The organism is Denitratisoma sp. (assembly GCA_032027165.1).
Classification (GTDB): Bacteria; Pseudomonadota; Gammaproteobacteria; order Burkholderiales; family Rhodocyclaceae; genus Desulfobacillus.
Genome location: JAVSMO010000001.1, coordinates 1,032,651 through 1,058,567, shown reverse-complemented (window position 1 = coordinate 1,058,567; position 25,917 = coordinate 1,032,651). Strand labels below are relative to the sequence as shown.

Genomic DNA, 25,917 nt, shown 5'->3' with positions numbered 1-25,917 from the left:
TTCAGCGCGAAGCGGGCGGCGGCGGCGGGTACGGCGTTGCGGCCGGCGCGGGGGCGGCGGGCATCCGGTCCGGCGAATAATGACCCGAGACGGGCACGCGATGCCCCTTCGCATACATGCACTGCACGAAGGCGTTGTCGTAGCGCTTCTGGGCTTCCTGCGCGGAAAGCTGCGCCGCACCGGCGCCGGACACGGTGCCCACCATGAGGCCGGTGCCGGCGCCCACCGCGGCGCCATGGCGGCCGTTCAGCGCCGCCCCCGCCACCGCGCCGATCACGGTGCCGACGGCCGCGCTGCTCACCGTCGTCTGGGTCGCCGCGCCTTCCGCGGTCTGCCCGATCTCGCCGGAGGCATACTGCCGGCACAGCATGTCGTCCTGGCGGAACTGCTCGAAGCTCATGCCGGTGCCCGGCAGTACCATCACGCTCGGCCCGCTCGGCGTGGAGACGCAGGCGGCGAGCACGAACGGCACGGCCGCCAGCATGAGTTTGTTTGCATGGCGCATGGAAAACCTCCCCCGGTTTCCGGTCAATTCGGCGGCGGCGTCGGCACGACGCGCTCCCAGCCGCCCGGACAATCCTTCACGTAAGGATAATACGTCCGCGACGCACTGCAGTAGTACCAGACCGCCTCGGCCGGCGCCGCCGCCTGGGGCGCGGCGCGCTCGATATAGACCGGCTCCGGCCGCACGATCACCGTTTGCGGGTAGCGATAGTAATAGGCAGGCGGGCCGTACCAGTAATACCCCAGCGGCACGCCGAAATATACGCCGACCCCGACACGCGAACCATGGTGATGGTGCCGATGACCGCGCCCGTCCGCCCACGCCGGGCCCGACGCCGCCGCGCACAGCAGCATCAGGCCGAGAATCCATTTGTTCGCTTTCATGTTCGCCTCCTGCCGGGCCGGAAATCCGCCGGCCCGATCGCTGTATTCCTTTTTCAATATAGCGCTCCGGCAGCATCCCGAACGGTCCTGCAATCAATCGTTACAATTTTCCCGGCCTGCAGCCGCGATAGAATGGCCGCATGCCCCCACCCCTGTTGTCCAGCGCCTTCCGGCCCTTCTATTTCCTCGGCACCCTGTATGCCCCGCTGCTCGCCGCCGCCTGGCTGGGGGCGTATCTGGGCATCTGGGAAGTACCCTCGGTCGGCACGCCGCTGCGCCTGTGGCACGGCCACGAAATGCTGTTCGGCTTTGCCGCCGCCATCATCGCCGGCATCGTCCTCACCGCCCTGCCGAGCTGGGCCGGCACCGAAGAAATCTGCGGCTGGCGCCTCGCCCTGCTGGTCCTGCTCTGGCTGGCCGGACGCGCCGCCTTCTGGGCGGCGCCCTGGCTGCCGCCGCTGGCGCCGGCACTCGTCGACCTGCTGCTCTTCCCCGCCCTCTTGCTGATGGTCGCGCCGCAACTGGCGCGCGCCTCCAACCGCCTGTACCTGCTGCTGCTGCCGATCCTGCTGGCGCTGGCGGCGACGAATGCCGCCTACCACTACGGCATCCTCGCCGCCAACACCCACCTCGCCGGCCTCGGCCTGCGCGGGACGTTGTACGCGATCATCGTGCTGTACGTGCTGAAGGGCGGCGTGCTGGCGCCGATCTTCACTGGCAACGCCCTGCGCGAGAAGGGCCGCGGCGGGCAGGCGCCGTTCAACCTCGAACTGGAAATGCTCTCGGTGGGCGTGGTGCTGCTGCTTGCCGCGCTCGACCTCGCCGGCGCGCCCTCGCTGTGGATCGGCCTCGCCGCCCTCGCCTGCGCCGGGGTACACGCCGCGCGCACGGCGCGCTGGAAGGGCTGGCGCCTGCACGACGTGCCGCTGGTCTTCGTCATGCACCTCGGCTTCGCCTGGCTGGTCTTCGCCTTCGTGCTGAAGGCCGTGGCGGAGCTCACCGGCCTCGTGCCGGAGGCGACCTGGGTGCACGCCTTCACCGTCGGCAGCCTCGGCCTGATGATGCTCGGCCTGATGACGCGCGTCAGCCTGCGCCACACCGGCCGGCCGCTCGTCGTGCCGGGCGCGATGAAGCTCGCCTACGGGATGATGTTCGCCGCCGCGCTGATCCGCCTGGCGGCAACGGTGCACGGCCTCGGTGCCTGGGCGGTGGCCCTGTCCGCCGTGCTATGGGGACTGACTTTCCTGGCTTACTTCGTCGTGTTCGCGGCGATGCTCCTGCAGCCGAGCCTGCCGCGCGACGAGCCGGAGGGACCGGCCCGCATCAGCCCCGAAGGTTGAGCAGGCCGGTCTTGATTTCCAGGACGTCCATCGTCCTGATCGTGGCGAAGTCGCCGTCCTTGTAGATCTGCCTGAGCTTGACGACGCAGGCATCCGCCGCCGATCGGAAAATCATGCCGCGGATGCGGTAGGAGCTGGCGGCATCGCCGAGATTGATGACGACGGACACCTTGTCGTTCGGCTTCAGCGGCGGCAGGGGCTGGCCGGGGACCGCCGGCCGCAGGCGCAGGGAGACGTCGGAAAAGTCGCCGAGGATGCAGCCCAACGGGGGCGCATCCTCCTTCAGGTAGAGGCTGACCGGCACCTCGCTCTGCACGCGCGCCTTCTGCCGCTGGTCGGCGATCTGCAACGTGTCGAAATCCGGCCGCAGCAGCACCATCTGGTTGTCGGCGTAGGGGCCGTCCGCCATGCGCAGGCGGCTATCGACCTGGGTGTCCACGCTGGGGATGCCGTTGCGGCAGGCGTCGGAGATCAGCGTGATGGTGTTGCCGCGGACGAACTGCCCGTTGCGGCCGAGGCTGGCCCGGCGCACGTAGTCGAGCGAACGCTCCATGTCCGTCGTGTCGGGCACCATCAGCTGCAGCCGGGCGACCTTCTCGAGGGGCAGCTGCGCCCTCTTCACGCCGACGAGGAAGGCCAGCGGCGTGCCGTCGGCGTCCCGCTGGATCGCCTCGCGCGAGTAGATGTAATGCTCGTTCACGCGGTAGGCGATGATGATGGTGTGGAAAACGATGTCGCGCTGGTATTCCGGGTAGTAGCGCACCTTCTTGCCGATCGGAAAATGCTCGCCCAGCATCTTCATGCTGTCGCCCTCGAGGGCCATCTCCGCGGCATCCTCGCGGCCCCTTGACGGGCGGGGGTTGTTCCACAGCAGCTTGAACATCGCGGACTCCGAATCTACAGGTTCAGAGTCGGTCTACGGCAGCGGAACCGGGGGCTTTAGGGAAGACTTGCCGGCTGCAAGGCCTCGCACAGCGCCTCGAACGGCAGCAGCACGCAACCGTGGCGGTTGCGATGGGGGCGCACCGGCTCGAAAAGGGCGAGTTCCGGCCAGCCGGGCGGCGGCGCACTGCCGGCAAGCGTGGCGGCGACCTGCTCGCACAGCGCCTTTGCCTCTTCCGCATTCAGTCCGGCGCCGTGCAGGCCAACCAGCGAGGCGGCGGCCTGGCAGAGCAGGCAGCCCTTCACGTCGTGGGCGAGGGTCTTGACGCGGCCGGCGTCGAGCGCCACCTGCATGCGCACGCGGTCGCCGCACAACGGGCTGTCGCGCAGCGCGGTGCCGTCGGACACTGCCAGCGCGCCGGCGCCATGGGCGGCCCTGGCGAGGTCAACCAGGGCCTGCTGGTAGAGGTCGGCACTCATCCCAGCCTCCTCATCGCATCCTTGAGGCCCGCCAGCAGCGCATCGACGTCGGCCTCGTCGTTGTAGGGGACGAGGCTGGCACGGACGGCGCCCGGCACGCCGAAGAAATCCATCAGCGGCTGGGCGCAGTGATGGCCGCCGCGCACGGCGACGCCGTGCGCGTCGAGGATCTGGCAGACGTCGTGCGGATGGATGCCGGCGAGATTGAACGAAACGATGGGCAGACGCTGCTTCATGTCGCGCGGCCCCAGAAAAGTCAGTCCCGGCAGCACGGCGAGCTCCTCGATCATGCGCTGCGCCAGGCGCGCGGTGTGGGCATGCAGGTCCGCCCACGACTGCGTGCGCAGCCAGTCGAGCGCAGCGCCCAGCCCGATGGCCTGCGCGATGGGCGGCGTGCCGGCCTCGAAGCGGCGCGGCGGCGGCGCCCAGGTGGTTTCCTCCGCCGTCACGCGCCCGATCATGCCGCCGCCGCCGAGGAAGGGCGGCAACTTGTCCAGGGCCTCCGCCTTGCCCCACAGCACGCCGACGCCGGTGGGGCCGAAGGCCTTGTGGCCGGAGAAGGCGTAGAAGTCAGCGCCGAGCGAGGCAACGAATACGGGGCCGTGCTGCACCGCCTGCGCGCCGTCGACCAGCACGCGGGCGCCGACGGCATGCGCCGCCGCGATGAGCGGCGCCAGGTCCGTGACGGCGCCGGTGACGTTGGAGGCATGGGTGACGGCGACCAGCCTGCAGCGCGGCGTGAGCGTTTCGCCGAGGCGCGCCAAGTCGATGCGCCCGTCCGCCGCCAGCGGCAGGATGCGCAGCACGACGCCGCGCCGGTCGCGCAGCATCTGCCAGGGCACGAAGTTGCTGTGGTGCTCGGCCAGGCTCAGCACCACCTCGTCGCCGGCCTTGAGCCCATCGCCGAAGGCATGGGCGACCAGGTTGATCGAGGCGGTGGTGCCGGCGGTGAACACCACCTCCTCCGTGCTGGCGGCGTTCAGGTAGGCGGCGACCTGCCGCCGCGCGTTCTCGTAGGCGGCGTCGGCCTGCTCGGCAAGGCGGTAGGTGCCGCGCAGGACGTTGGCGCGGTGCGTCAGCTCATGGTGCGTGACGGCGTCGAACGCCGCCTCGCACAGCTGGCCGGTGGCGGCGTTGTCGAGGTAGTGCAGGCGGGGATGATTCGCCAGCAGCGGAAAGTGCTTGCGCCAGTCTGCCGGAGAAAAGCTCATTCCCCCTCCAGCGCGCGCAGGGTGTCCGGGGTGTCCACGTCGGCGTGGATGGCGTCGTCGTCCATGTCGACGCCGCGGATGCGCTGCGCATTCGCCTCGAGCAATCCGCGCGCGCCCTGGTCGCCGCTCACCGCCTGCATCGGCGCGAAGAACTCGCGCGGCCAGAGGATGGGGTTGCCGCGCTTGCCATTGCGCTGCGGCACGACGATGGCCGGCTGCTTTCGCTCGAAGGCGTCGATCAGGCGGTCGACCTGCACGGCGCTGATGCGCGGCATGTCGGCGAGCAGCACCACGGCGGCTTCGGCCTCGGCCGGCAGCGCGGCGATGCCGGCGCGCAGCGAGGTGGACATGCCCTGCGCGAAATCGGGATTGCGCACGATGCTGATCCTGCGCCCGGCGAGCAGCGCCTCGGCCTGCTCCGCCTCGTGTCCGAGCACCACCGTCACCGAAGCGGCCTTCGAGGCCAGCGCCGCATTCACCGCGCGCAGCAGCATCGGCACGCCGCCGACTTCGGCGAGCAGCTTGTTGGTCCCGCCCATGCGCGAGGACTGCCCGGCGGCGAGCACCAGCGCGGCGACGTTCGGCGTGCCGGCGGGCACGCTCGGCACGCTCTCGACCTCGCCCTCCTCCTCGTCCTCGGGTTCGAGCGGGCTGCGGATGAGGCCGCCGACCCCCATGCGCATGATCTCGGCGCGGCCGACTGGCAGGCCGGCGTGCAAGCGCTGCAGTACCCAGTCGAGGCCGTTCGAGCGGCGCGAGCGGGCGCAGCCGGGCAGCACCAGCACCGGCACTTCATCGATGTGCGCCAGCAGCAGCATGTTGCCCGGTTCGACCGGCATGCCGAAGTGGTCCACGACGCCGCCGACGGCCGTCACCGCGGCGGGCACCGTGTCGAGACGGTCCTTGGTCACCGTGGCGCCGGCAATCAGCAGCAGGTCGCAGCCGGCGGCGAGCGCCTCGCGCAGCCTGGCTTCATATTCGCCGCGTTCGTGGCGGCAGCGCAGCACCAGGGCCAGGCGGCTGCCGAGGCCCTCGAGGCGGTTGCGCGTGGCGGTGACGGTGCCGCGGAAGACGTTCTCCTTCATGCCGGGCAGCTCGCCCATGATCAGCGCGGCGCGACGCGGCGCGAGCGGGGCCAGGCGCAGCAGCGGCGCGCCGCCGGCAATGGCGCGGCAGCGCTCGACCAGCTCGCGCGACACGGCGAAAGGGATGATCTTGATGGTGGCGAGCACCTGGCCCTGGCGCGCCAGGGCATAGTCGGGCAGCGTGCCGACGGCGATCGCTTCGTCGAGTTCGTTGAGGGCGTCGATGCGCGCGGCATCCACCCGCAGCACGCCGCGCGCCGAGGCATGCACGTTGCAGCGGCCGGTATAGGGGCGGCGTGTTTCCGTGTTTGGCCCGACCAGCAGCGCGGCGATCTCGGCGGCGCCGGCGTTCTCGTCGAGGTCGCCCTCGCCCATGCGCGCACCGGTGACGGCGGCGATGCCGGCCTGCCGCAGCAGCGCGACATCCTGCTCCGTCAGGACGCGGCCTTTCCTCAACGTCTTTTCGCCGAGGTTGAGCGTGTGGGCGAGCGTGACGCCCTCGGCCTCCTCGCAGCGGAATTCGCCGAAGATCATTTGGCGTATCTGGCTTGTATTACTTGCGCGAGCACCGAGACGGCAATCTCGGCCGGCGAACGGCCGCCGAGGTCCAGCCCGACCGGCGCATGGATGCGCGGGAGGGCGTCGGCAAGCCCGGCCTCAGTGAGCCGCGCCACGCGCTTGGCGTGGGTGCGCGAACTGCCCAGCGCGCCGATGTAGAAACACCGGCTTTGCAGCGCGGCGATCAGCGCCGGGTCGTCGAGCTTGGGATCGTGCGACAGCGTCACCACGGCGGTCTGCGCGTCGAGGCCGATGCGCGCCAGCGCCTCGTCCGGCCATTCCGTCGTCACCGTCACGCCGGGCAGGCGCTCCGATGTCGCGAAGGCGCGGCGCGGGTCGACGACGACGACCTCGAAGCCGGCCATCGCCGCCATCGGCGCCAGCGCCTGGGTGATGTGCACGGCGCCGACGATGACCATGCGCGGGGCGGAGGCGTAGCAGCGCGCGAACAGCGCGCCGTCGGAGGACGCCAGCGCGCCGCTCTTGTCCGACCGCAGCAGGGTCTGAACTTCGGCGCGCTGCTCATCGGATAAAGTCAGTTCCCCCGACACGGCGCCGTCGCGCACCAGTGCCTGGGCGCCGTCGGCGAGGCGGGTGACGACGGTCACCGAGCGCTTGGCGGCGCGCTCGGCCAGCAATTGTTCGAAAAGTTCGGCTTTCATCAGCGCAACGCAAAAAGAAGGGCGACTATAGCGGCAATGGCGGCGGCGATCCAGACCCAAATCGGCACGCCGGCTGCCGGTTTCGGCGCGGCCGCCTCCGCCGCCCGGGGCGCGACGCGGGCGTTGAAGGTCTCGAAGAAATCGTCGGCGAGCTTCTTCGCCGCCGCATCGATCAGCCGCGAGCCGACCTGGGCGAGCTTGCCGCCGACCTGGGCGTGCACCGTGTAGTTCATCAGCGTGTCCGCGCCGTCGGCCCGCAGGCTGACCCGGGCCTCGCCCTTGGCGAAGCCGGCGACGCCGCCCTGCCCCTCGAAGCCGATGCGGTAGGAATGCGGCGGGTCGAGATCGCCCAGATGCATCTTGCCCTTGAACTTCGCCTTCACCGGGCCCACGGCGGCGGTCAGCGTGACGTGGTGCTCGGTGTCGGAGACCTTCTCGATCGACTCGCAGCCCGGAATGCAGGCCTTGAGCACCTCCAGGTCGTTCAAGGCCTCCCACACGGCCTGCTGGCCGACGGGGATGCGCTGTTCTCCGTTCATGTCCATGGTTTCTTCTCCGTAACGATCAGGCGGCGCGCGGCTCCAGGCGGCGCATCGCGGGCGGCATGGCGAGGACCCGGCCGAGGTCGGCCAGGCTGTCCAGGTTGTGCGCCGGCAGGAACAGGTCGACGTGCGGCCGCATGGCGACGATGCCGGCGGCGCGCGCCTCGAAGCCTTCGTAGCGCAGCAGCGGATTGAGCCAGATCAACTGGCGGCAGGACTTGTGCAGGCGCTCCATCTCGGCCGCCAGCCCCTCGCCGCCCTCGCGGTCGAGGCCGTCGGAGAGCAGCAGCACGCAGGCGTTCTGGCCCAGCAGCCGGCGCGACCAGAGGCGGTTGAAGTCGTGCAGGCAGGCGCCGATGCGCGTGCCGCCGGCCCAGTCCTTGACCCGCGCCGAGACGCGGTCGAGCGCCACGTCGACGTCGCGCTGGCGCAGCTCGCGCGTGATGGACGTCAGCCGCGTGCCGAAAAGCAGCACCGAGACGCGGCGGCGGGCCGGGTTCGCATTGTTCGCAAGGGCGTGCACGAAATGCAGGAACATGCGCGCATGGCGGCTCATCGAGCCGGAGATGTCGACCAGGATCACCAGCGGCGGCGGCACGCTGCGCGGCGTGGCGCGGCGCAGCGGGATCACGTCGCCGTGCGCGGCGATGGCCGCCTTCAGCGTGGCGCGCCGGTCGATGCGCCGGCCGCGCGCATCCGGCGCCAGACGCCGCGTGCGCACTTCGCGCAAGGGCAGTTGAAGGCGCGCCAGGAGCCGCTTCGCCGCCGCCAGCTCGGCGGTGGTCATCGATTCGAAATCCATCTGCTGCAGGAGCTCGCGCGACGAGAAGCTGAGGAAGGCGTCGATCTCGATTTCCTGCTCGGGCTGCTGTTCGAGCTTCGGCGTCTCGGGGGCGCCGCGGCCGAAGGCCTCCTGCAGGCGGTGATGCGCCTTGTCGCGCTCGGCCGGCAGGCCTTCGACCTTGGGCAGCATCATGTGCATGATGCGGCCGAGCAGATCCGGGTCGCGCCAGAACATGTGGAAGGCCTGGTCGAAGAGTTCGCGCTGCTCGCGGCGGTCGACGAAGACGCTGGCCAGCGTCCAGTAGAAGTCCTCGCGGCGGCCGATGCCGGCGAATTTCAGCGCATCGAGCGCCGCCAGCACCTGGTGCGTCCCCACCGGCATGCCGGCGGTGCGCAGCACGCGGGCGAAGTGCATGACGTTCTCGGCGAGGCGGCCGCCCTTGGCGGCCGGCATCCGCAACAGGCTCATGGCGCCGCGGAAAGCTCGGCCTGCACCTGCGCCAGGATGGAAGCCGCCTCGCTGCCCTTGATGCGGGCGATGTCGTCCTGGTATTTGAGCAGCACGCCGAGCGTGTCGTTGATGGTCTCGGGGTCGAGGCAGATGCGGTCGAGCTCCATCAGGGAGCGCGTCCAGTCGATGGTCTCCGCCACGCCCGGCAGCTTGAACAGATCCTGGCCGCGCAGCGTCTGCACGAAACCGACGATCTCGCGCGACAGCCGTTCGGCGGCGCCGGGCGCCTTGCGCCGCACGATCTCCAGCTCGCGGACGGCATCGGGGTAGTCGACCCAGTGATAGAGGCAGCGGCGCTTCACCGCGTCGTGGATTTCGCGGGTGCGGTTGGACGTCAGGATGACGACGGGCGGCGCCGCCGCCTTGATGGTGCCGAGCTCGGGGATCGACACCTGGAAATCCGACAGAACCTCGAGCAGGTAGGCCTCGAAGGGCTCGTCGGTGCGGTCCAGTTCGTCGATGAGCAGCACCGGCGGCGCGGCAGGGTCGCCTTCCAGCGCCTGCAGCAGCGGCCGGCGGATGAGGAAGCGCTCGGCGAAGATGTCGGCGGCGAGCTGCTCCCGCGTGGCTTTGCCGGTCGCCTCGGCCAGGCGGATTTCGATCATCTGGCGCGGGTAGTTCCATTCGTACACCGCCGAGGCCAGGTCGAGGCCCTCGTAGCACTGCAGGCGGATGAGTGGGCGGCCCAGCGTGGCGGCCAATACCTTGGCGATCTCGGTCTTGCCGGTGCCCGCTTCGCCTTCGAGCAGCAGCGGGCGGCCCATGCGCAGCGCCAGGAAGGCGGCCGTGGCGAGCCCGCGCGAGGCGATGTAATCCGCCCCGGCGAGGCGCTGTTGCAGTTCGTCGATGGTCTGTGGCACGAGAATGTCCGTTCGTAAAAATGAGGAAGGGCGCCCGCGGCGCCCTTCCCGCTGCTTGCCCGACTATATCTCAGCCCAGCGCCGCCGCAACAGCCCGCTTGGCCATCACCGACACCAGGTGCGCGCGGTACTCGGCGCTGGCGTGGATGTCGCCGTTGCAGTTGCTCGCCGGAACCTTGACCGCACCCGCCGCGTCGGGCGTGAAGCTCGCCGCCAGCGCCTTCTCCAGCTCGGCCGAACGGAACACGCCGTTGCCGGCGCCGGTCACCGCGACGCGCACGGCGCCGTTGGCGGCCTGGCTGACGAAGACGCCGATCAGGGCGAAGCGCGAAGCCGGATTGGCGAACTTGGCGTAGCCCGCCCGCTTCGGCACCGGGAAGCTGAGCGACTTGATCAGCTCGCCGGGCTTGAGCGCCGTCTCGTACATGCCGGTGAAGAATTCGTCCGCGCCGAGGCTGCGCTGCGTGGTGACGATGGTGGCGCCGAGGCCGAGCACGCCGGCCGGATAGTCGGCGGCCGGATCGTTGTTGGCGATCGAACCGCCGAGGGTGCCGACCGCGCGCACCTGCCGGTCGCCGATGCCGCCGGCCAGATGCGCCAGCGCCGGGATGCGCTTCCCGACGTCGGCGGAAGCGGCAACGTCGGCGTGGCGCGTCGTGGCGCCGATCACCAAATTGTCTCCATCGGCCCGGATGCCGGACAGTTCGGCGATGCCGCCGAGGTCGACGAGGTCGGAGGGCTGGGCGAGGCGCAGCTTCATGGCAGCGATCAGGGTCTGGCCGCCGGCCAGCGCCTTGCCGTCGCCGAGCTTGCCGAGCAGGGTCGCGGCTTCATTGAGACTGCCCGGACGGTGGTATTGGAATGCATACATGGCGTTCTCCTCCTTTCAGGCGCGGGCGGACTGGATGGCTTGCCAGACGCGGTAGGGCGTCGCCGGCATCGGCACTTCCTTGACGCCGAGGTCCTTGAGGGCGTCGATGATGGCGCTGATCACCGCCGGCGGGGAGCCGATGGCGCCCGCCTCGCCGCAGCCCTTGACGCCGAGCGGATTGTGCGTGCAGGGCGTCACCTGCGTGTCCACCTTGAAGCTCGGCACGTCGTCGGCGCGCGGCATGGCGTAGTCGGTGTAGCTGCCGGAGAGCAGCTGGCCGGTCTCGTAGTCGTATACCGCCTGCTCCAGCAGCGCCTGGCCGATGCCCTGCGCCAGTCCGCCGTGCACCTGCCCTTCGACGATCATCGGGTTGATGATGTTGCCGAAGTCGTCGGAAGCGACGTAGTTCGCCACCCGGGTGACGCCGGTCTCGGGATCCACCTCGACCTCGCAGATGTGGCTGCCGGCCGGATAGGTGAAGTTGGTCGGATCGTAGAAGGCCGTCTCGTTGAGGCCGGGCTCCAGCTTGTCGAGCGGATAGTTGTGCGGCACGTAGGCGGCGAAGGCGACCTGGCCGAAGGCGACCTGCTTGTCGGTGCCGGCGACCTTGAAGTTGCCGTTCTCGAAGACGATGTCGCTGTCGGCGGCCTCGAGCAGGTGGGCGGCGATCTTCTTGCCCTTGGCGACCACCTTGTCGATGGCCTTCATGATCGCCGTGCCGCCGACGGCCAGCGAACGCGAGCCGTACGTGCCCATGCCGAAGGGTATGCGGCCGGTGTCGCCGTGCACCACATCGACGTTCTCGAAGGGAATGCCGAGGCGTTCGGCCACCACCTGGGCGAAAGTCGTTTCGTGGCCCTGGCCGTGGCTGTGCGAACCGGTGAACACCGTGACCGAGCCGGTCGGGTGCACGCGGATCTCGCCGGCTTCGAACAGGCCGGCGCGCGCCCCGAGGGCGCCGGCAATGTTCGACGGCGCCAGGCCGCAGGCCTCGATGTAGCACGAGTAGCCGATCCCGCGCAGCTTGCCGCGCTTCTTCGCCTCCTCGCGCCGCGCCGGGAAGCCGGCGACGTCGGCGATCCTGATCGCCGCGGCCAGCGTCGCCTCGTAGTTGCCGGTATCGTAGGTGAGGCCGACCGGCGTCGCATAGGGGAAATTCCTGATGAAGTTGCGGCGGCGGATCTCGGCCTGGTCGATGCCCATCTCCAGCGCCGCCTTCGACACCAGCCGCTCGACGACGAAGGTCGCCTCGGGCCGCCCGGCGCCGCGGTAGGCGTCCACCGGCACGGTATTGGTGAACACCCCGGTGACCTCGGCGTAGATCGCCGGCGTGGTGTACTGCCCGGCAAGCAGCGTGGCGTAAAGGATGGTCGGCACCGAGGAGGCGAAGGTGGACAGGTAGGCGCCGAGGTTGGCGGCGGTCTTCACGCGCATCGCCAGGAACTTGCCGTCCTTGTCCAGCGCCAGCTCGGCCTTGGTGGCGTGGTCGCGGCCGTGGGCGTCGGACATGAAGGACTCGGACCGCTCGCAGGTCCACTTGATCGGCCGGTTCACGCGCTTGGCCGCCCAGGTGATGACGGTCTCCTCGGCATAGAGGAAGATCTTCGAGCCGAAGCCGCCGCCGACGTCGGGGGCGATGACGCGCACCTTGTGCTCGGGCAGGCCGAGGACGAAGGCGGTCATCAGCAGGCGCTCGACGTGCGGGTTCTGGTTGGCGACGTGGAGCGTGTAGGCGTCCTCGCTGCGCGAGTACTGCGCCACGGCGGCGCGCGGCTCGATGGCGTTGGGGATCAGCCGGTTGTTGCGGAACTCCAGCGTCGTGACGTGCGCCGCGCCGGCGAAGGCCTTGTCCACGGCGGCCTTGTCGCCGTGGCCCCAGACGTAGCAGGTGTTGTTCGGCGCGATGTCGTGCACCTGCGGCTTGCCGGGCTGCGTCGCCGTGGCGACGTCGGCGACGGCGTCGAGCACGTCGTAGTCGACCTCGATCAGCTCCGCCGCGTCCTTGGCCTGCAGGTAGGTCTCGGCAATGACCACCGCGACCTGGTCGCCGACGTGGTTCGCCTTGCCCTGGGCGAGCAATGGGTGCGGCGGCTCCTTCATCGGCTGGCCGTTGACGTCGGTGATCAGCCAGCCGCAGGGCAGGCCGCCCACCTTGGCCTCGGCGAGGTCGGCGCCGGTGAAGATGGCCACCACGCCGGGCGCGGCGGCCGCGGCCCTGGTGTCGATCTTTCTGATGGCGGCGTGCGCATGCGGCGAGCGCAGGAAATAGGCGTAGGTCTGGCCCTGAATGTTGATGTCGTCGGTGTAGTTGCCGGCGCCGGTAAGGAAGCGCTGATCCTCCTTGCGCCGCGGCGAGGCGCCGATGCCGTTCGGAATGTTCGCACCCATGGCCTACCTCCCGCCGGCGCAGGTCTGCACCGCCTTGACGATGTTGTGGTAGCCGGTGCAGCGGCAGAAGTTGCCGTCGAGACCGGCGCGGATCTGTTCTTCGGTGGGCTTGGGATTGTCCTTGAGCAGCGCGGTGGCGCTCATCACCATGCCCGGCGTGCAGAAGCCGCACTGCAGGCCGTGGCACTCCTTGAAGGCGGCCTGCATCGGATGCATGTCGCCGTTCGGCGCGGCAAGCCCCTCGATGGTGGTCACCTCGGCGCCTTGCGCCTGCAGCGCCAGCAGGTTGCAGGACTTCACGGCGCGCCCGTTGAGATGGATGGTGCAGGCGCCGCACTGGCCGGTGTCGCAGCCGACGTGGGTGCCGGTCAGGTGCAGGTGGTCGCGCAGGAACTGCACAAGGAGCGTGCGCGGATCGACGTCCGCCTCCACCGCCTTGCCGTTCACCTTGAGTGACAGCTTCACGTTCATTTTTGTCTCCTCTTTTTTAATTGATATGCCGACTTTAGGACTGACGATGCTGCGTGCAACGGAAACCTGGCAACGCGCTGCCTGCGGGGCTGACATCCTTGCACGGCAGGGCATGGCTGAAGCAGCGGAAGGGAACTGCACATTCCGCATTATTGAAGCTTAATCTTCCTTTAGCGAAATGTCATCGGGACGCGCAGTTTTTCCGATGCTGCTGCGCGGCAATCCCTGATCAGCGGTCCGGGTATTGGAGAGAAGCGGATTTGATGAAGCAGAAGCCTGCGCAGCCGTGCCTTCAGCCGACGCGCTCGACGAACACCTGCACGCGGCCGCCGCAGGCGAGGCCGACTTCCCAAGCGCGCTCGTCGGAGACGCCGAACTCGAGCAGGCGCGGCCGGCCGTCGGCGATGGCGGCTTGCGCCTCGCCGATGACGGCGCCCTCGATGCAGCCGCCGGAGACCGAGCCGACGAAGGCGCCGCCCTCCTCGACCGCGAGATGGCTGCCCTCCGGCCGCGGCGAGGAGCCCCAAGTCTTCACCACGGTGGCGAGCGCGACGCCCTTGCCGGCGGCGCGCCAGCGGCGCAATTGGACGAAGAGTTCTTCGTCCGTCGCCTGCGGCGCCGGCCCGGACGGCGCATGCTTCAGTCGCTTGCCGATGCCGGTGGCGGCGGCGTGCTCGCCGATGGCGTCGACCAGCGCGGCGACGCCATCGCCGCTGGTCGCCACGGTCTTCAGCACCCTCACCTTCCAGTCGGTGCGGTGGCGCAGGTGTGTGGCCGTGGTGAGGTCGAGCACGGTGCGCTCGGCCTGCGGCAGGTCGGCCTTGTTCACCACCAGCAGGTCGGCGATCTCGATGATGCCGGCCTTGATGGCCTGCACGTCGTCGCCCAGCCCGGGCGGACAGACGACGATGTTCGTGTCGGCGAAATGGCGGATCTCCACTTCCGACTGGCCGGCGCCGACCGTCTCGACGATCACCACGTCGTAGCCGACGGCGTCGAAGACGTCGATGACGCGGCCGGTCGTCTTCGACAGGCCGCCGAGGTGGCCGCGCGAGGACACCGAGCGGATGAAGACGTCGTCGCGACTGCCGTGCTCGTCCATGCGCAGGCGGTCGCCGAGGATGGAGCCGCCGCTGATCGGGCTGGAGGGATCGACGGCGACGACGGCGACGCTGCGCCCGCGCTGCGTGAGTTTCCCGATCAGGGCGTTGATGAGGGTGGACTTGCCGGCGCCGGGTGCCCCGGTGACGCCGACGACGTGGGCGCGGCCGCAGCGCGGCGCCAGTTCGGCCATCAGTTCCGCCGCGCCAGGACGATCGTTTTCCAGCAGGGTGATGGCCCGTGCCAGAGCCGGACGGGAACGCTTCAGAACCGCCGCCAAGTCAATCCCCGTAGCCGGCTTCATCGTTTTCTCCTCGCCAAACATTCTGCATTATTGTGCATTTATAGATTTCTTGATGCAGTACGTTGCAGTTTTTGATCTTATCATGCTATATAACCAACTGTTACCTGACTTGGCGTCATGGGCTTCGATGGAAGACGGTTTCTTCAATCGTGCAGGCTGGCAATCCATGCTGGATCGCGAAGGCATGCCGATGTCGACGGCCTCGATCGGCTTGCTGCGGCGTGAGGATTTCGCCGCGCGCCGCGGCACCCTGCTCCTCTGGCGCCGCGACGACGGCGGCTGCCGAGCCGACCTCCGCGAGTATAACGGAGCGGCCGGCGACGACGTGGCCGTCCTGCTGGTGGCCGACGATGCGGCGCTGGCGGCCCTGCGCGAAGACGGCTGGGCGCCCCTGCCGGCATTGGTCCGGCAAGGCCGCCTGCATCCGTATATGCTGAAAACCATGGACGAACTCGAAGAGGCAGGGCTGGCCGAGTTCGTCGAGGACCTTGGACTGGTGTTTCCCAAGCACTGACATGAGCGTAGCGACGACAAGCGTATTCGGCGAACTCGATGAATGGCAGGCCATGCTGGACCGCCACGAGGAGCTGTTCACCGAGATGGTGCCCGGCTCCAGCGTCGCCATCGTGCCGAAGGAAGGCTCGGGCATCCAGCCGGGCAAGCACGTCGCCGGCCTGATGGCCGCCGAGGGCGCCGGCGAAATGCTGCGCTGGGAGGTCGTGCCGGGCGGCATGCACGCAGAAGTCGTGCCCTACCGCGGCTTCCAGGATGCGAAAGTGGATCTGCTCTTCGTCGCCGACGCCGAGGCGCTGGACAGGCTGCGAAACAACATCGGCGACGACACGCTGTCGCTGATGAAGCGACAGATCCGCGCCGGCAACATCATGTTTTTCGTCATGCGCACGAAATACGAACTGCAGGACGCCGGCTACGAGGAATTCCTCGACACCCTCGGCCTGGCCTTCCTGGGAGCCTGTCGATGATCTTCTTCAACCCGGCCGGCGCCCCGGAACTGGCCTGCGACCAGTGCGGCTGCCGCTGGTTCGACCGCATGACCAACACCTGCTACGAGTGCGGCGCCGAAGTGACGCCGCAGATGGAGGCGGAATTCAAACAGGCGCTGGCGGATTTCGCCGCGCGGCAGAACGAAAAGGGGAAACCGGCATGAGCACGACGGAAAAGAGCGGCGCCGACCTGGAGAAGGCGCTGGCCCGCAAGGAGCGCGACTGGCAGTCGATGATCCGCATCACCCACGACTTCTTCCATGCCTGGCGCAAGTCGGTGAAGGACAAACATGGCGAGGCGGCGGCGAAGGAGATGGAACTCGCCTTCTGGGAGAACGTCGGCGTCGGCACAGGAGAGATGTATTTGAAGCGCGGCGGCAAGCCGGAGGATCTGGAGCAGATCGCCTTCACCATGCAGCGCGCCAGCGACGTCATGGGCGAGACGGCGCACATGAACAAGGACGGCAAGGACGTGCTGGTGGTGCACACCGCCTGCCCGTGGATGGATTCCTTCCGCGCCGCCGGCCTGTCGAACCAGTGCGGCGAGGGCTGCGACCGCTGGTTCCAGGTGGCGGCGCAGACCATCTCGCCGAAGGTGCGCGTGGTCACGGAAAGTCAGCTTCCGCGGGGCGGCGACACCTGCACGCGGCGCTTCACGCTGATCGGTTGAGCGGAGAGAGATAACCAGGGAGGTCGGGCACCACATGTTTCTGAAAGACAAGGTTGCAATCGTCACCGGCGCCGGACAGGGCATCGGCGCCGCCATCGCGCAGGCCTACGCCCAAGAAGGGGCAAAGGTCGCCGTAATCGACATGAATGCCAAGGCCGCCGACGACGTCGCCGCCGACATCCGCCTCGCCGGCGGACAGGCCAAGGGTTTCGCCTGCAACGTCGCCGAGCGCGAATCGGTCAACCGCATGGCCGCCGACGTCACCGCCGAATGGGGCCGCGTCGACATCCTGGTGAACAACGCCGGCATCACGCGCACCGCCATGCTGCACAAGATGACGCCGGAGCAGTGGCAGCAGGTCATCGACGTGCACATGAACGGCAGCTTCTACTGCCTGCAGGCGGTGGTGAACGGCATGATCGAGCGCAAATCCGGCCGCATCATCAACGTCACCTCGACGGCGGGCCTGCTCGGCACCATCGGCCAGATCAACTACAGCGCCGCCAAGGCCGCCATCGCCGGCATGACCAAGTCGGCGGCCAAGGAGCTCGGCCGCCACGGCATCACGGTGAACGCCATCGCCCCGGGGGCGGCGACGCCGATGACCGAGGTGATCCGCACCGACGACCGCTTCAAGGACAAGTACCTCGAGCGTATCCCGCTCGGCCGCTGGGCCGAGCCGTACGAAGTGGCGCCGGCCTTCGTCTTCCTCGCCTCCGACTGGGCGAGCTACATCACCGGACAGATCCTCGCCGTCGACGGCGGACTGACCATTCGCTAATTTTTCAACACGGACATCGCCATGAACAAAGCCAAAGCCTCCTTCAAGTGGGACGACCCCCTCCTCCTCGACCTGCAGCTCACCGAGGAGGAACGCATGGTGCGCGACACCGCCCAGCAGTACTGCCAGGACAAGCTGCTGCCGCGCATCCAGGACGCCTTCCGCAACGAGACCACCGACCCCGCCATCTTCCGCGAGATGGGCGAGCTGGGCCTGCTCGGGCCGACCATCCCCGCCGAGTACGGCGGCGCCGGCCTCAACTACGTCTGCTACGGCCTGATCGCCCGCGAAGTCGAGCGCGTCGACTCCGGCTACCGCTCGATGATGAGCGTGCAGTCCTCCCTTGTCATGGTGCCGATCAACGAGTTCGGCACCGAGGCGCAGAAGAAGAAGTACCTGCCCAAGCTCGCCACCGGCGAATGGATCGGCTGCTTCGGCCTGACCGAACCGAACCACGGCTCCGACCCCGGCAGCATGGTCACCCGCGCCAAACAGGTGAAGGGCGGCTATTCGCTCTCCGGCTCGAAGATGTGGATTTCCAACTCGCCCATCGCCGACGTCTTCGTCGTCTGGGCGAAGACCGAGGACGGCATCATCCGCGGCTTCATCCTCGAGAAGGGCTGGAAGGGCCTCTCCGCCCCCGCCATCCACGGCAAGGTCGGCCTGCGCGCCTCGATCACCGGCGAGATCGTCATGGACGAGGTGTTCGTGCCGGAAGAGAACCTGATGCCCGGCGTGCAGGGCCTGAAGGGGCCGTTCACCTGCCTCAACTCCGCCCGCTACGGCATCGCCTGGGGCGCGCTCGGCGCGGCGGAGGACTGCTGGTTCCGCGCCCGCCAGTACGTGCTCGACCGCAAGCAGTTCGGCCGCCCGCTCGCCGCCAACCAGTTGATCCAGAAGAAGCTCGCCGACATGCAGACCGAGATCACGCTCGGCCTGCAGGGCTGCCTGCGCCTCGGCCGCATGAAGGACGAGGGCGTCGCCTCGGTCGAGATCACCTCGATCATGAAGCGCAACTCCTGCGGCAAGGCGCTCGACGTGGCGCGCATGGCGCGCGACATGCTCGGCGGCAACGGCATCTCCGACGAGTTCGGCGTGATCCGCCACATGGTGAACCTGGAGGTGGTGAACACCTACGAGGGCACCCACGACATCCACGCCCTCATCCTCGGCCGCGCCCAGACCGGCATCCCGGCCTTCGGCGGCTGAGCGTCTCGTCATTCCCGCGCAAGCGGGAATCCATGAAAAAGCCGGCTTGCGCCGGCTTTTTTCTCCCCATGAAAGTCAGTCCCCGCGACACGGCGCCACAGCCGCGCTATTCTTCCGTTCCGGATCAAAACACGAACCTGCAATGATTGGACAAGTCTTCCGCTGGCTCATCATTACGGCCATTCTCGCCGCCGTGCTGGTCGCCGTCTTCGTCGCCTGGTGGCTGGCCCTGCTGATCGCCCTCGTCGCGCTGGCCCTCGGCGCCCTGCGCCGCCTGTTGGGGGGCAAGCCTCCCGAGCGCACATCCGGCGAAGCCGTCATCCTCGAGGGGGAATACACCGAGGTCGAGCGAGAGGCCCGTCCCCTGCCCGACCGCGACAAGCCGTCGCCATGACGACCCGCAAGTCCGCGCCGCGGCGGGTGCTGATCACCGGCGTCAGCCGCGGCCTCGGCCATGCCATGGCCGAGGAATTCGCCCGTCACGGCCATGTCGTGATCGGCTGCGGCCGCAGCCACAAACCCATGGAGGCCCTGCAGGCGCAACTCGGCGCGCCGCATCGCTTCGACGTCGTCGACATTGCCGACGACGCGGCGGTGAAGGCCTGGGCGAAAGACGTGCTGGCCTCCCACGGCGCACCCGATCTGCTCATCAACAACGCCGCCCTGATGAACCGCAACGCGCCGCTGTGGAAAGTGCCGGCCCAGGAATTCGACTCGGTCATCGACGTCAACATCAAGGGCACTGCCAACGTCCTCCGCCACTTCGTGCCGGCGATGGTCAAGGCCGGCAAGGGAGTCATCGTGAACTTCAGCTCCGGCTGGGGCCGCGCCGTCGACGCCGAGGTGGCGCCCTACTGCGCCACGAAATGGGCCATCGAAGGCCTGACGCGCGCGCTGGCGCAGGAACTGCCGGCCGGCCTGACCGCCGTGCCGCTCAATCCGGGCATCATCGACACGGCCATGCTGCGCAGCTGCTTCGGCAACGGCGCCGCCGGCTACCCCCGCCCGGAGGAATGGGCGCGGCAGGCAGTGCCCTTCCTGCTCGCGCTCGGCCCGCGCCACAACGGCAAGCCGCTGACGGTCGAATAACGCCAGTCCCGGCAAATGTGGTAGTTTAGTCCTGCAGTACCTTCGCTACCCGCTCCGTGCGCCGCTGCAACAGTCCGGTGCCACGTAACTCAAACAACGATAAACAGGCTGTCTGACGCCCCTGTCCGGCTCGCGCCGGCGGGCGGTTCATCCACTTCGTCGAGGAGGACAGATCATGCGACACCCAGCACTGCATGCGGGCCGCGCGCTGGCCGTGGCCATCACCGTAATCCTGGTAGGCGGCAGCGCGCTCGCCGACAAGCCGGCCTGGGCCGGCAGTGGCAAGAACGGCAAGCCCGAGCGCGCAGCCAGGGAGAAGCAGACGCCGGCGCGCCATGAAAGGCTGACACCCGCGGCTGGCGTCTATTTCGCGGACCGTCACCGTACGGTAGCCAGCGGCTACTACGCCGAGCGCTTTCGTACCGGCCACTGCCCGCCCGGCCTGGCGAAGAAAAACAACGGCTGCCTGCCGCCCGGCCAAGCGAAGAAATGGGCGATCGGCCAGCCGCTGCCGCGCGGCGTGATCTTCTACGATCTGCCCCCGGCCCTCGTCGTCGAACTCGGCCCGCCGCCGCCGCGTCACCGTTACGTCCGCGTGGCGGCGGACATTCTCCTGATCGCGATCGGCACCGGCATGGTCGTCGACGCGCTCCAGGACCTGGGCAATATGTAACCGAAGGCGGCAGAAAACAAAAAACCACCCATGCGGGTGGTTTTGTTGTTTGGCGTCCCCACGGCTATCCCACCAAATTCCCCATCTTCGGGTTCTAGGCGCGTCCAGGCGCGCCGCCTGACATTACCCCACGCCGGCCGCCATGGCCGGCCCCCACTAGTCTGTCGATCGAGATCCGCGCAGGAATCTACACGTGCGCGTGCCCGCGCACGCATAGCGGGCGCGAAGTTCAAAATGGTGGGGCCATCGGAAAAAGGTAATCTCGGTAACATTTTTTGAAAACAGCCGCGCAAGCCGCGCCAATACTAGCGATACGACATATAAATAAGAGTAACTTTAGGGTAACTTTTATGTAACCTCATTACCATTTCGAAGTGTCATTTCTCCAAAAAATAACCCACTTAATATCAATTAGTTGCAAAAGATTACCTTTTTAATTACCTCAAATTACCTTTCAGAGGTAACCGCCATTCTCATTGATAATCAGGTAGTTAGACAACTTTCCCAAAGCGTGTGACCGAGATTACCTTTTTCCGATCATCGAACTGATAACAGGCCGTCCCACACACATTGACGTGGCCACGGCCATCCCGCATACCTACGCCGCATGGTTCTGCATGCCTTTCAAGCTGCTCTGGCTGCTCGCCGAGGCCTGTACTGGCGCCGCTAGTCGCATTTCGTGCATCTGCACACTTCGCTGGCCATAAAGCGGGCAGGCGGGGCGGGGTCCCGACCGCGCGCTGGGGGGTGGAGGTGCCCCTTTTATGGGGTTGGTCGTGGGTGGTGGACGAAGATGGGGGGTGCCCGGGCCTGGCGGCCCGGGCGGGTGGGACAGGGTCAGCGGGGGAAGTTGGTGATGATCAGCTCGCCGCTCTTGGCCTTGGAGCGGCCGGCGCCGCCGACCGAGTAGCGGATCTCGGCGGTGTCGATCGTCAGGCCCTTGAAGGCGCGGCGCATCTCGGGGATGTCGTTGACGCTGATCACCATCCTGCCCTGGATGGTGCGCGCCAGCTCGGCCATGCGGGAGTACTCATCGAGGCCGAAGCCGACGCCGTAGCCCTCGGTGCCCCAGTAGGGCGGGTCGCAGTAGAAGAGCGTGTGGGGCCGGTCGTAGCGCGCGATGCAGTCCGCCCAGGGCAGATGCTCGATCGTCGTGCGCGCCAGGCGCAGGTGGGCCTGGGACAGCTCCTCCTCGATGCGCAGGAGGTTGATCCTGGGCGGCGTGGTGGTGGCGGTGCCGAAGGTGCGGCCTTCGACCTTGCCGCCGAAGCCGGCCTTCTGCAGGTAGTAGAAGCGCGCGGCGCGCTGCACGTCGGTGAGCGTCTCGGGACGCGTGGCGTTGAGCCATCCGTACATCTGCCGGCTCACCAGGGCCCACTTGAACTGTCGGATGAACTCCTCCAGGTGGTGCTGCACGACGCGGTAAAGATTGACGAGGTCGCCGTTGATGTCGTTGAGGATCTCCGCATCGACGGGCTCCTTGCGGAAGTAGAGGGCGGCGCCGCCGGCGAAGGCCTCGACGTAGCAGGAATGCTCGGGGAAGATGGACAGGATGCGCTTGGCGAGACGGCTTTTGCCGCCGATCCAGGGGACAAGTGGGCTAGGCTTCATGTGTTACACAGGCTCCAATCGTGATAGCCTTCGGCCCGCCGTCGCGACGGTGGCGGTGCCTCGGCCGAACGCAGCCTGTTCTGCGGGAGGTGGCCGCGCCGGGTGCGCCAACACCCTGCGCGGTCGCACCGTCTTCTTCTTCGCTACTTCATCACCGGCCCGGAGGCCTCCGGCGGCCTGGCCAGGCTGTAGGGCCCGAAGCGGATCACCTCTTCGCCAATCCAGTCGTTGAGCTCCTTCAACCGCTCCTGCAGGGGCTGGATCTCGTTGGCCATGAAGACGGCGGCGGCCTTCTCGGCGTCGCCGAAGCCGCCGGTGTTGTTCGGGATGATGCCCATGAGCTGAGGCGGCACGCGGTGGGCGGCGAGTTGATCGTCGCGCGTCACGTTCTTGATGTTGAGGAACTCGTCTTTCGCCGCGACCTCGGACACCGGGATCAGCTGGATGCCGTCCTTCTTCCCGTTGGGCGCGTACATGAAGAGGTTGCGGAAATTCCCCGGCCCCTTCGAGCTCTTCAGCGCGGCGCGCAGATCGTCGATGTCCTTCTGTTCATGAGCGGGGTCGGTCATGTAGAGGATGAAGCCGGCGTGGCTGCCGTTCTTGTAGTAGCGGCGACGGAACAGCGTGGCGGATTCGTTGAGCCAGGCCGAGTGCAGCGCGGGGATGTAGTCCGGCAGCCCGTAGATCTCCTGGTTGATGTCCGGCTCCATGAGGTGAAACACCGCGCCCTTGGGGAACTCGTGCTCCTGTTTCCAGCCCTGGACGAACCAGTAGCTCTCCATGTCGATGCCGCGGCGCGTGTAGCGGGCCAGCGCCGGCTCGAGCGCGAGCGCCCTGCCGCTGCGCGCCAGACGGCGCTCGAGGTAGCCGTTCCCGAACACCAGGAAGTCGACCACCCAGCGCGCGAAAGCGGTGCGCGTGAGCAGCGGGTGCGGAATATAGGTGCTGGCGAGGATGTTGCGCTTGACAGTCATCGAGCTCGCGTGGTGCACCGAGGCGCGTGAGCTCCTGGCCAGGCCGTCGAACGAGATCGGCGGCTCGTACCACTTGCTCATCATCGCGCACTCCAGATAATCGAGGATGTCGCGGCGATCGAGGACGGCTTCGGGATCGCCGAAGGTGAAGAATTCGGCGCGCGGCTGCGCCGGCGCGGTGGCATCGTGGGCGGCAGTGTCGTTCGTGGTGTCGTTCATCCTGATATCTCCATGAAGCCCGTATTCCGGGCGGTTTGACCCTCAAGCGGCTCGTTCGCCATGGCGTGCATGCACGCCCAGGCGAGATCCGCGTGACTGATGTCCTTGGCGCGCCCGGCCTCGAAGGTGACCTGGCGGCCGCTGGCGGTGGTGGTTTTGCGGATGGCCATGAAGGCAGCGGCCAGATCCGTCGCGCCGGCGTCGAATTCCAGCCGGCCCTTGCGGACCACATCGAGCGCCTTCAGCACCAGGCGCGTCTTCACCTCCGGGCTGTACTGGAATGCCGTCGCCCCCGGGAAGAACTGGCGCACCAGCTGATAGACGCCCTGGCCGATGCCGGTGACGTCGATGCCGATGTAGGTGACGTTGTAGCTCTCGCAGACCTTGCGGATCCGCTCGGCCTGCTCGGCGAAGTCGAGCCCCTTGAACTGGACCCGGTCGAGCACGCGGAACTTGCCGCCGGCGACCAGCGGCGGCGCCAGCACCACCAGCGCGGCGGAATCGCCCGTGTGCGACGGGTCGTACCCCAGCCACACCTCGCGCCAGCCGAGCGGCCGCGGCGCCAGCGGCTTGAAGTCGTCCCACACCACCCACGAGTCCACCATGCAGCGCTGCAGCATCGCCAGCGGGAACACGCTCTGCCCGTCGTCGATGAACTGGCACATGAGGAGGTTGAGGAACTCCTCCGGGCTGTAGTCGAGCCGCAGCTGCTCGATGTCGAACAGATCGCAGCCGCCGGCGACCGCGTCGAGCACCGTGACGATCTGGCGCCACTGCCCGTCCTCGCAGCGCCGTCCGTCCTTGAGCGCCGCGTGCGAGACGTCCAGGTTGATCTTCTCGGCGGCCGCCCGCCCCTTGTTGAACAGCTCGCCGGACCAGAACGGGTAGGCCTCGTGCGAGAGCGCCGATGGCGTCGAAAAATAGGTCAGACGCCAGTGCTTGTGCATGGCCATGCCGCTGGCCACCTTGCGGAACTCCTGGAACTTCGGAATCCAGAAATACTCGTCCATGTAAAGGTTGCCGTGATAGCTCTGGGCCGTGCGCACGTTGGTGCCGAGAAAATACAGCGTCGCCCCGTTCGGCAGCACGATCGGATCGCCCTGCAGATCGACGTCGATGACGTCGCGCGCGAACTGCTTGATGTAGCCCTTGAAGACGTGGGCCTGCGCCTTCGAGGCCGACAGGAATATCTGATTGCGCCCCGTCTCCAGCGCATCTACCAGGCCCTCGCGGGCGAAATACCAGGTGGCGCCGATCTGGCGGCTCTTGAGCAGGTTGCGGATCCGCTCCACCAGGCCCGCCCGGTACCAGTGCTTCTGGTACGGGAAGAGGCTCTCCATGAAGGCCTCGACCAGCCTGGCCTGCTGCTCCTCGCCGATGGCGTTGCGCGCCGGCGGCTTCTTCGGCCCACGGTTGCGGTTGCCCACCTTCGGATTCAGGTCCGCCTCGTTGCCGCCGTCGGAAAATTTCCTCACCCGCGCCAGGCGCTCGATCTGCCGGCCGAGGAGATCGATCTCCTTGTAGTCCCTGCCCTCCTTCGGGTCCTTCGCCAGCAACTGGATGATGCGCGCCTCGACCGAGGCCTCCACGCGATCAATGGGCGCCGTGTCGTCCCACTTGTCACGCCGCTTCCAGGAGTGCAGAGTGGCGGCCTTCACGCTCAGCTCATCGCTGATTCGCGCAATGCGCCACCCTTGCCAGTAGAGGCTTCTGGCGCGCCGGCGCGGGTCCATGTCCACGTGCATATCCATGCGCCGAGGCTAACTGCCGCGCGCCGCGCGCCCATCCCGCCCACGTTGTATCGCGCGCGCAGCCAACCGCCGCGCATTGCCTCACTGCGCGCCGCTCCCCGACCATGCGCTTGTCGTTACAGCCAAACCTGATGAGGGGAAACAGCATGGCCAAAAGCAAGTTCTTCCGCGTCTTCACCGAAGGCGACACCACCGACGGTCGCGTCATCCAGCGCAGCTGGATCGAGCAGATCGTCAAGCATTTCAACCCGGCCAAATTCGGCGCCCGGGTCTGGCTCGAGCACATCCGCGGCATCCTGCCCGACAGCCCCTTCAAGGCCTACGGCGACGTCACCGCCGTCAAGGCCGAGGAAGTCGACATCGACGGGAAGAAGAAGCTGGCGCTCTACGCGCAGATCGACGCCACCGAGGACCTGGTGGCGATGAACAAGAAACGGCAGAAGGTCTACACCTCCGTCGAGATCGATCCGAACTTCGCCAAAAGCGGCGAGGCCTACCTGATCGGCCTGGCCGTCACCGACAGCCCGGCGAGCCTCGGCACCGAGATGCTGGCCTTCGCCGCAAACGCCAAGGTCAATCCGCTGGCCGAGCGCAAGCAGGGACCGGAAAACCTTTTCACCGCCGCGCAGGAAGTCGCGCTCGAGTTCGAGGAAGAGACGCCTGCTCCGCAGGCCGGCGAATCCCTCTTCACCCGCGTGATGGATCTGCTGAAGGGCAAGTCGAAAGACGACGCCGGCCGCTTCGCCGACATCGGCCAGGCCGTGGAAGCCGTGGCCGACTCCCAGCGCGGGCTGCTCGGCCAGTTCGCCGCGCTGCAGGCCGCCCTCAAGGACGCCACCGGCAAGCTCGCCGCGCTCACCGCCGCGGCGGAGGCCGACCGCAAGGCCTTCGCCGACTTCAAGGCCGCCATGGACAAGGCGCCTGCAGGCGACAAGCGCCCGCCGGCCGCCGGCGGCAACGGCGCCAAGGTGACGGACTGCTGAGCCGCCGCACGCCGAC

The 25,917-nt window shown here is 67.9% G+C and carries 29 protein-coding genes; 12 read left to right on the top strand and 17 right to left on the bottom strand.

The annotated features are described in order from the left end of the window. Nucleotide 1: 1 nt before the first annotated feature. Both ROZ00_05190 and ROZ00_05185 read right to left on the bottom strand, forming a co-directional pair. Nucleotides 2-505: a glycine zipper family protein gene (locus ROZ00_05190; GenBank protein MDT3735599.1), complete on the bottom strand. Its 504-nt coding sequence runs from the start codon at nt 503-505 to the stop codon at nt 2-4. Between the two features lie 23 nt (nt 506-528). Beyond that, nucleotides 529-888, bottom strand: a complete 360-nt coding sequence (locus tag ROZ00_05185; protein MDT3735598.1) for a hypothetical protein — start codon at nt 886-888, stop codon at nt 529-531. Nucleotides 889-1,028: 140 nt separating this feature from the next. On the opposite strand from ROZ00_05185, the gene ROZ00_05180 reads away from it, so the two are divergent. After that, the gene (locus tag ROZ00_05180) at nt 1,029-2,228 is read left to right on the top strand and encodes an NnrS family protein (GenBank protein MDT3735597.1); all 1,200 of its coding nucleotides are present in this window, start codon (nt 1,029-1,031) and stop codon (nt 2,226-2,228) included. Here ROZ00_05180 and ROZ00_05175 read toward each other — a convergent pair. From ROZ00_05175 to ROZ00_05125, 11 genes are all read right to left on the bottom strand, one after another. Beyond that, complete coding sequence (locus ROZ00_05175; protein ID MDT3735596.1) at nt 2,212-3,111, bottom strand: hypothetical protein; 900 nt, start codon at nt 3,109-3,111, stop codon at nt 2,212-2,214. The genes ROZ00_05180 and ROZ00_05175 overlap by 17 nt on opposite strands. A 56-nt stretch (nt 3,112-3,167) precedes the next feature. Next, nucleotides 3,168-3,590: an iron-sulfur cluster assembly scaffold protein gene (locus tag ROZ00_05170; protein ID MDT3735595.1), complete on the bottom strand. Its 423-nt coding sequence runs from the start codon at nt 3,588-3,590 to the stop codon at nt 3,168-3,170. Beyond that, a complete protein-coding gene (locus ROZ00_05165; GenBank protein MDT3735594.1) occupies nt 3,587-4,801 on the bottom strand; it encodes a SufS family cysteine desulfurase in 1,215 nt (404 codons plus the stop codon). The genes ROZ00_05170 and ROZ00_05165 overlap by 4 nt, the downstream gene beginning before the upstream one ends. After that, a complete protein-coding gene (locus ROZ00_05160) occupies nt 4,798-6,420 on the bottom strand; it encodes a molybdopterin-binding/glycosyltransferase family 2 protein (protein ID MDT3735593.1) in 1,623 nt (540 codons plus the stop codon). The genes ROZ00_05165 and ROZ00_05160 overlap by 4 nt, the downstream gene beginning before the upstream one ends. Then, nucleotides 6,417-7,106: an XdhC family protein gene (locus ROZ00_05155; protein MDT3735592.1), complete on the bottom strand. Its 690-nt coding sequence runs from the start codon at nt 7,104-7,106 to the stop codon at nt 6,417-6,419. Before ROZ00_05155 ends, ROZ00_05160 begins: the two co-directional genes overlap by 4 nt. After that, a complete protein-coding gene (locus ROZ00_05150) occupies nt 7,106-7,651 on the bottom strand; it encodes a carbon monoxide dehydrogenase subunit G (protein ID MDT3735591.1) in 546 nt (181 codons plus the stop codon). Before ROZ00_05150 ends, ROZ00_05155 begins: the two co-directional genes overlap by 1 nt. A 19-nt stretch (nt 7,652-7,670) precedes the next feature. After that, a complete protein-coding gene (locus ROZ00_05145; GenBank protein MDT3735590.1) occupies nt 7,671-8,900 on the bottom strand; it encodes a VWA domain-containing protein in 1,230 nt (409 codons plus the stop codon). Beyond that, nucleotides 8,897-9,802 carry a MoxR family ATPase gene (locus tag ROZ00_05140; protein ID MDT3735589.1) on the bottom strand — a complete coding sequence of 302 codons (906 nt, stop codon included), beginning with the start codon at nt 9,800-9,802 and terminating at the stop codon, nt 8,897-8,899. Before ROZ00_05140 ends, ROZ00_05145 begins: the two co-directional genes overlap by 4 nt. A 70-nt stretch (nt 9,803-9,872) precedes the next feature. Further along, the gene (locus ROZ00_05135; protein ID MDT3735588.1) at nt 9,873-10,673 is read right to left on the bottom strand and encodes a xanthine dehydrogenase family protein subunit M; all 801 of its coding nucleotides are present in this window, start codon (nt 10,671-10,673) and stop codon (nt 9,873-9,875) included. 15 nt (nt 10,674-10,688) lie between these two features. Further along, the gene (locus ROZ00_05130; GenBank protein MDT3735587.1) at nt 10,689-13,061 is read right to left on the bottom strand and encodes a xanthine dehydrogenase family protein molybdopterin-binding subunit; all 2,373 of its coding nucleotides are present in this window, start codon (nt 13,059-13,061) and stop codon (nt 10,689-10,691) included. A 3-nt stretch (nt 13,062-13,064) separates the two neighbouring features. Next, complete coding sequence (locus tag ROZ00_05125) at nt 13,065-13,532, bottom strand: (2Fe-2S)-binding protein (protein ID MDT3735586.1); 468 nt, start codon at nt 13,530-13,532, stop codon at nt 13,065-13,067. On the opposite strand from ROZ00_05125, the gene ROZ00_05120 reads away from it, so the two are divergent. Further along, complete coding sequence (locus tag ROZ00_05120; GenBank protein ID MDT3735585.1) at nt 13,510-13,695, top strand: hypothetical protein; 186 nt, start codon at nt 13,510-13,512, stop codon at nt 13,693-13,695. The two genes, ROZ00_05125 and ROZ00_05120, sit on opposite strands and share 23 nt — an antisense overlap. Before the next feature lie 129 nt (nt 13,696-13,824). Here the strand turns inward: ROZ00_05120 and meaB are convergent, their stop codons facing one another. Next, nucleotides 13,825-14,937, bottom strand: coding sequence for a methylmalonyl Co-A mutase-associated GTPase MeaB (gene meaB, locus ROZ00_05115; GenBank protein MDT3735584.1), 1,113 nt, complete (start codon nt 14,935-14,937; stop codon nt 13,825-13,827). Between the two features lie 166 nt (nt 14,938-15,103). Between meaB and ROZ00_05110 the strand changes: the two genes are divergently transcribed. From ROZ00_05110 to ROZ00_05070, 9 genes are all read left to right on the top strand, one after another. Next, complete coding sequence (locus ROZ00_05110; protein MDT3735583.1) at nt 15,104-15,451, top strand: hypothetical protein; 348 nt, start codon at nt 15,104-15,106, stop codon at nt 15,449-15,451. A 1-nt stretch (nt 15,452) separates the two neighbouring features. Then, entirely contained in the window at nt 15,453-15,920 is a 468-nt protein-coding gene (locus ROZ00_05105) for a hypothetical protein (GenBank protein ID MDT3735582.1), read from the top strand. Further along, complete coding sequence (locus ROZ00_05100) at nt 15,917-16,105, top strand: hypothetical protein (GenBank protein ID MDT3735581.1); 189 nt, start codon at nt 15,917-15,919, stop codon at nt 16,103-16,105. The genes ROZ00_05105 and ROZ00_05100 overlap by 4 nt, the downstream gene beginning before the upstream one ends. After that, nucleotides 16,102-16,611, top strand: coding sequence for an L-2-amino-thiazoline-4-carboxylic acid hydrolase (locus ROZ00_05095; GenBank protein ID MDT3735580.1), 510 nt, complete (start codon nt 16,102-16,104; stop codon nt 16,609-16,611). Before ROZ00_05100 ends, ROZ00_05095 begins: the two co-directional genes overlap by 4 nt. 34 nt (nt 16,612-16,645) lie before the next feature. Continuing rightward, complete coding sequence (gene fabG, locus ROZ00_05090) at nt 16,646-17,392, top strand: 3-oxoacyl-ACP reductase FabG (GenBank protein ID MDT3735579.1); 747 nt, start codon at nt 16,646-16,648, stop codon at nt 17,390-17,392. A gap of 21 nt (nt 17,393-17,413) precedes the next feature. Beyond that, the gene (locus ROZ00_05085) at nt 17,414-18,601 is read left to right on the top strand and encodes an acyl-CoA dehydrogenase (protein MDT3735578.1); all 1,188 of its coding nucleotides are present in this window, start codon (nt 17,414-17,416) and stop codon (nt 18,599-18,601) included. Nucleotides 18,602-18,743: 142 nt separating this feature from the next. Next, nucleotides 18,744-18,995 (top strand): hypothetical protein, encoded by a 252-nt coding sequence (locus ROZ00_05080; protein MDT3735577.1) that lies wholly within the window; start codon nt 18,744-18,746, stop codon nt 18,993-18,995. Next, entirely contained in the window at nt 18,992-19,690 is a 699-nt protein-coding gene (locus ROZ00_05075; GenBank protein MDT3735576.1) for an SDR family NAD(P)-dependent oxidoreductase, read from the top strand. Before ROZ00_05080 ends, ROZ00_05075 begins: the two co-directional genes overlap by 4 nt. A 175-nt stretch (nt 19,691-19,865) precedes the next feature. Further along, nucleotides 19,866-20,363 carry a hypothetical protein gene (locus ROZ00_05070; GenBank protein MDT3735575.1) on the top strand — a complete coding sequence of 166 codons (498 nt, stop codon included), beginning with the start codon at nt 19,866-19,868 and terminating at the stop codon, nt 20,361-20,363. An 837-nt stretch (nt 20,364-21,200) separates the two neighbouring features. Here ROZ00_05070 and ROZ00_05065 read toward each other — a convergent pair. From ROZ00_05065 to ROZ00_05055, 3 genes are all read right to left on the bottom strand, one after another. Next, nucleotides 21,201-21,974: a DNA adenine methylase gene (locus ROZ00_05065; GenBank protein MDT3735574.1), complete on the bottom strand. Its 774-nt coding sequence runs from the start codon at nt 21,972-21,974 to the stop codon at nt 21,201-21,203. A 143-nt stretch (nt 21,975-22,117) separates the two neighbouring features. Continuing rightward, nucleotides 22,118-23,167 (bottom strand): phage portal protein, encoded by a 1,050-nt coding sequence (locus ROZ00_05060; GenBank protein ID MDT3735573.1) that lies wholly within the window; start codon nt 23,165-23,167, stop codon nt 22,118-22,120. Further along, nucleotides 23,164-24,918 (bottom strand): terminase ATPase subunit family protein, encoded by a 1,755-nt coding sequence (locus tag ROZ00_05055; protein ID MDT3735572.1) that lies wholly within the window; start codon nt 24,916-24,918, stop codon nt 23,164-23,166. The genes ROZ00_05060 and ROZ00_05055 overlap by 4 nt, the downstream gene beginning before the upstream one ends. 146 nt (nt 24,919-25,064) lie before the next feature. Between ROZ00_05055 and ROZ00_05050 the strand changes: the two genes are divergently transcribed. Next, nucleotides 25,065-25,901 (top strand): GPO family capsid scaffolding protein, encoded by an 837-nt coding sequence (locus tag ROZ00_05050; GenBank protein MDT3735571.1) that lies wholly within the window; start codon nt 25,065-25,067, stop codon nt 25,899-25,901. The last annotated feature ends 16 nt before the right edge of the window (nt 25,902-25,917 follow it).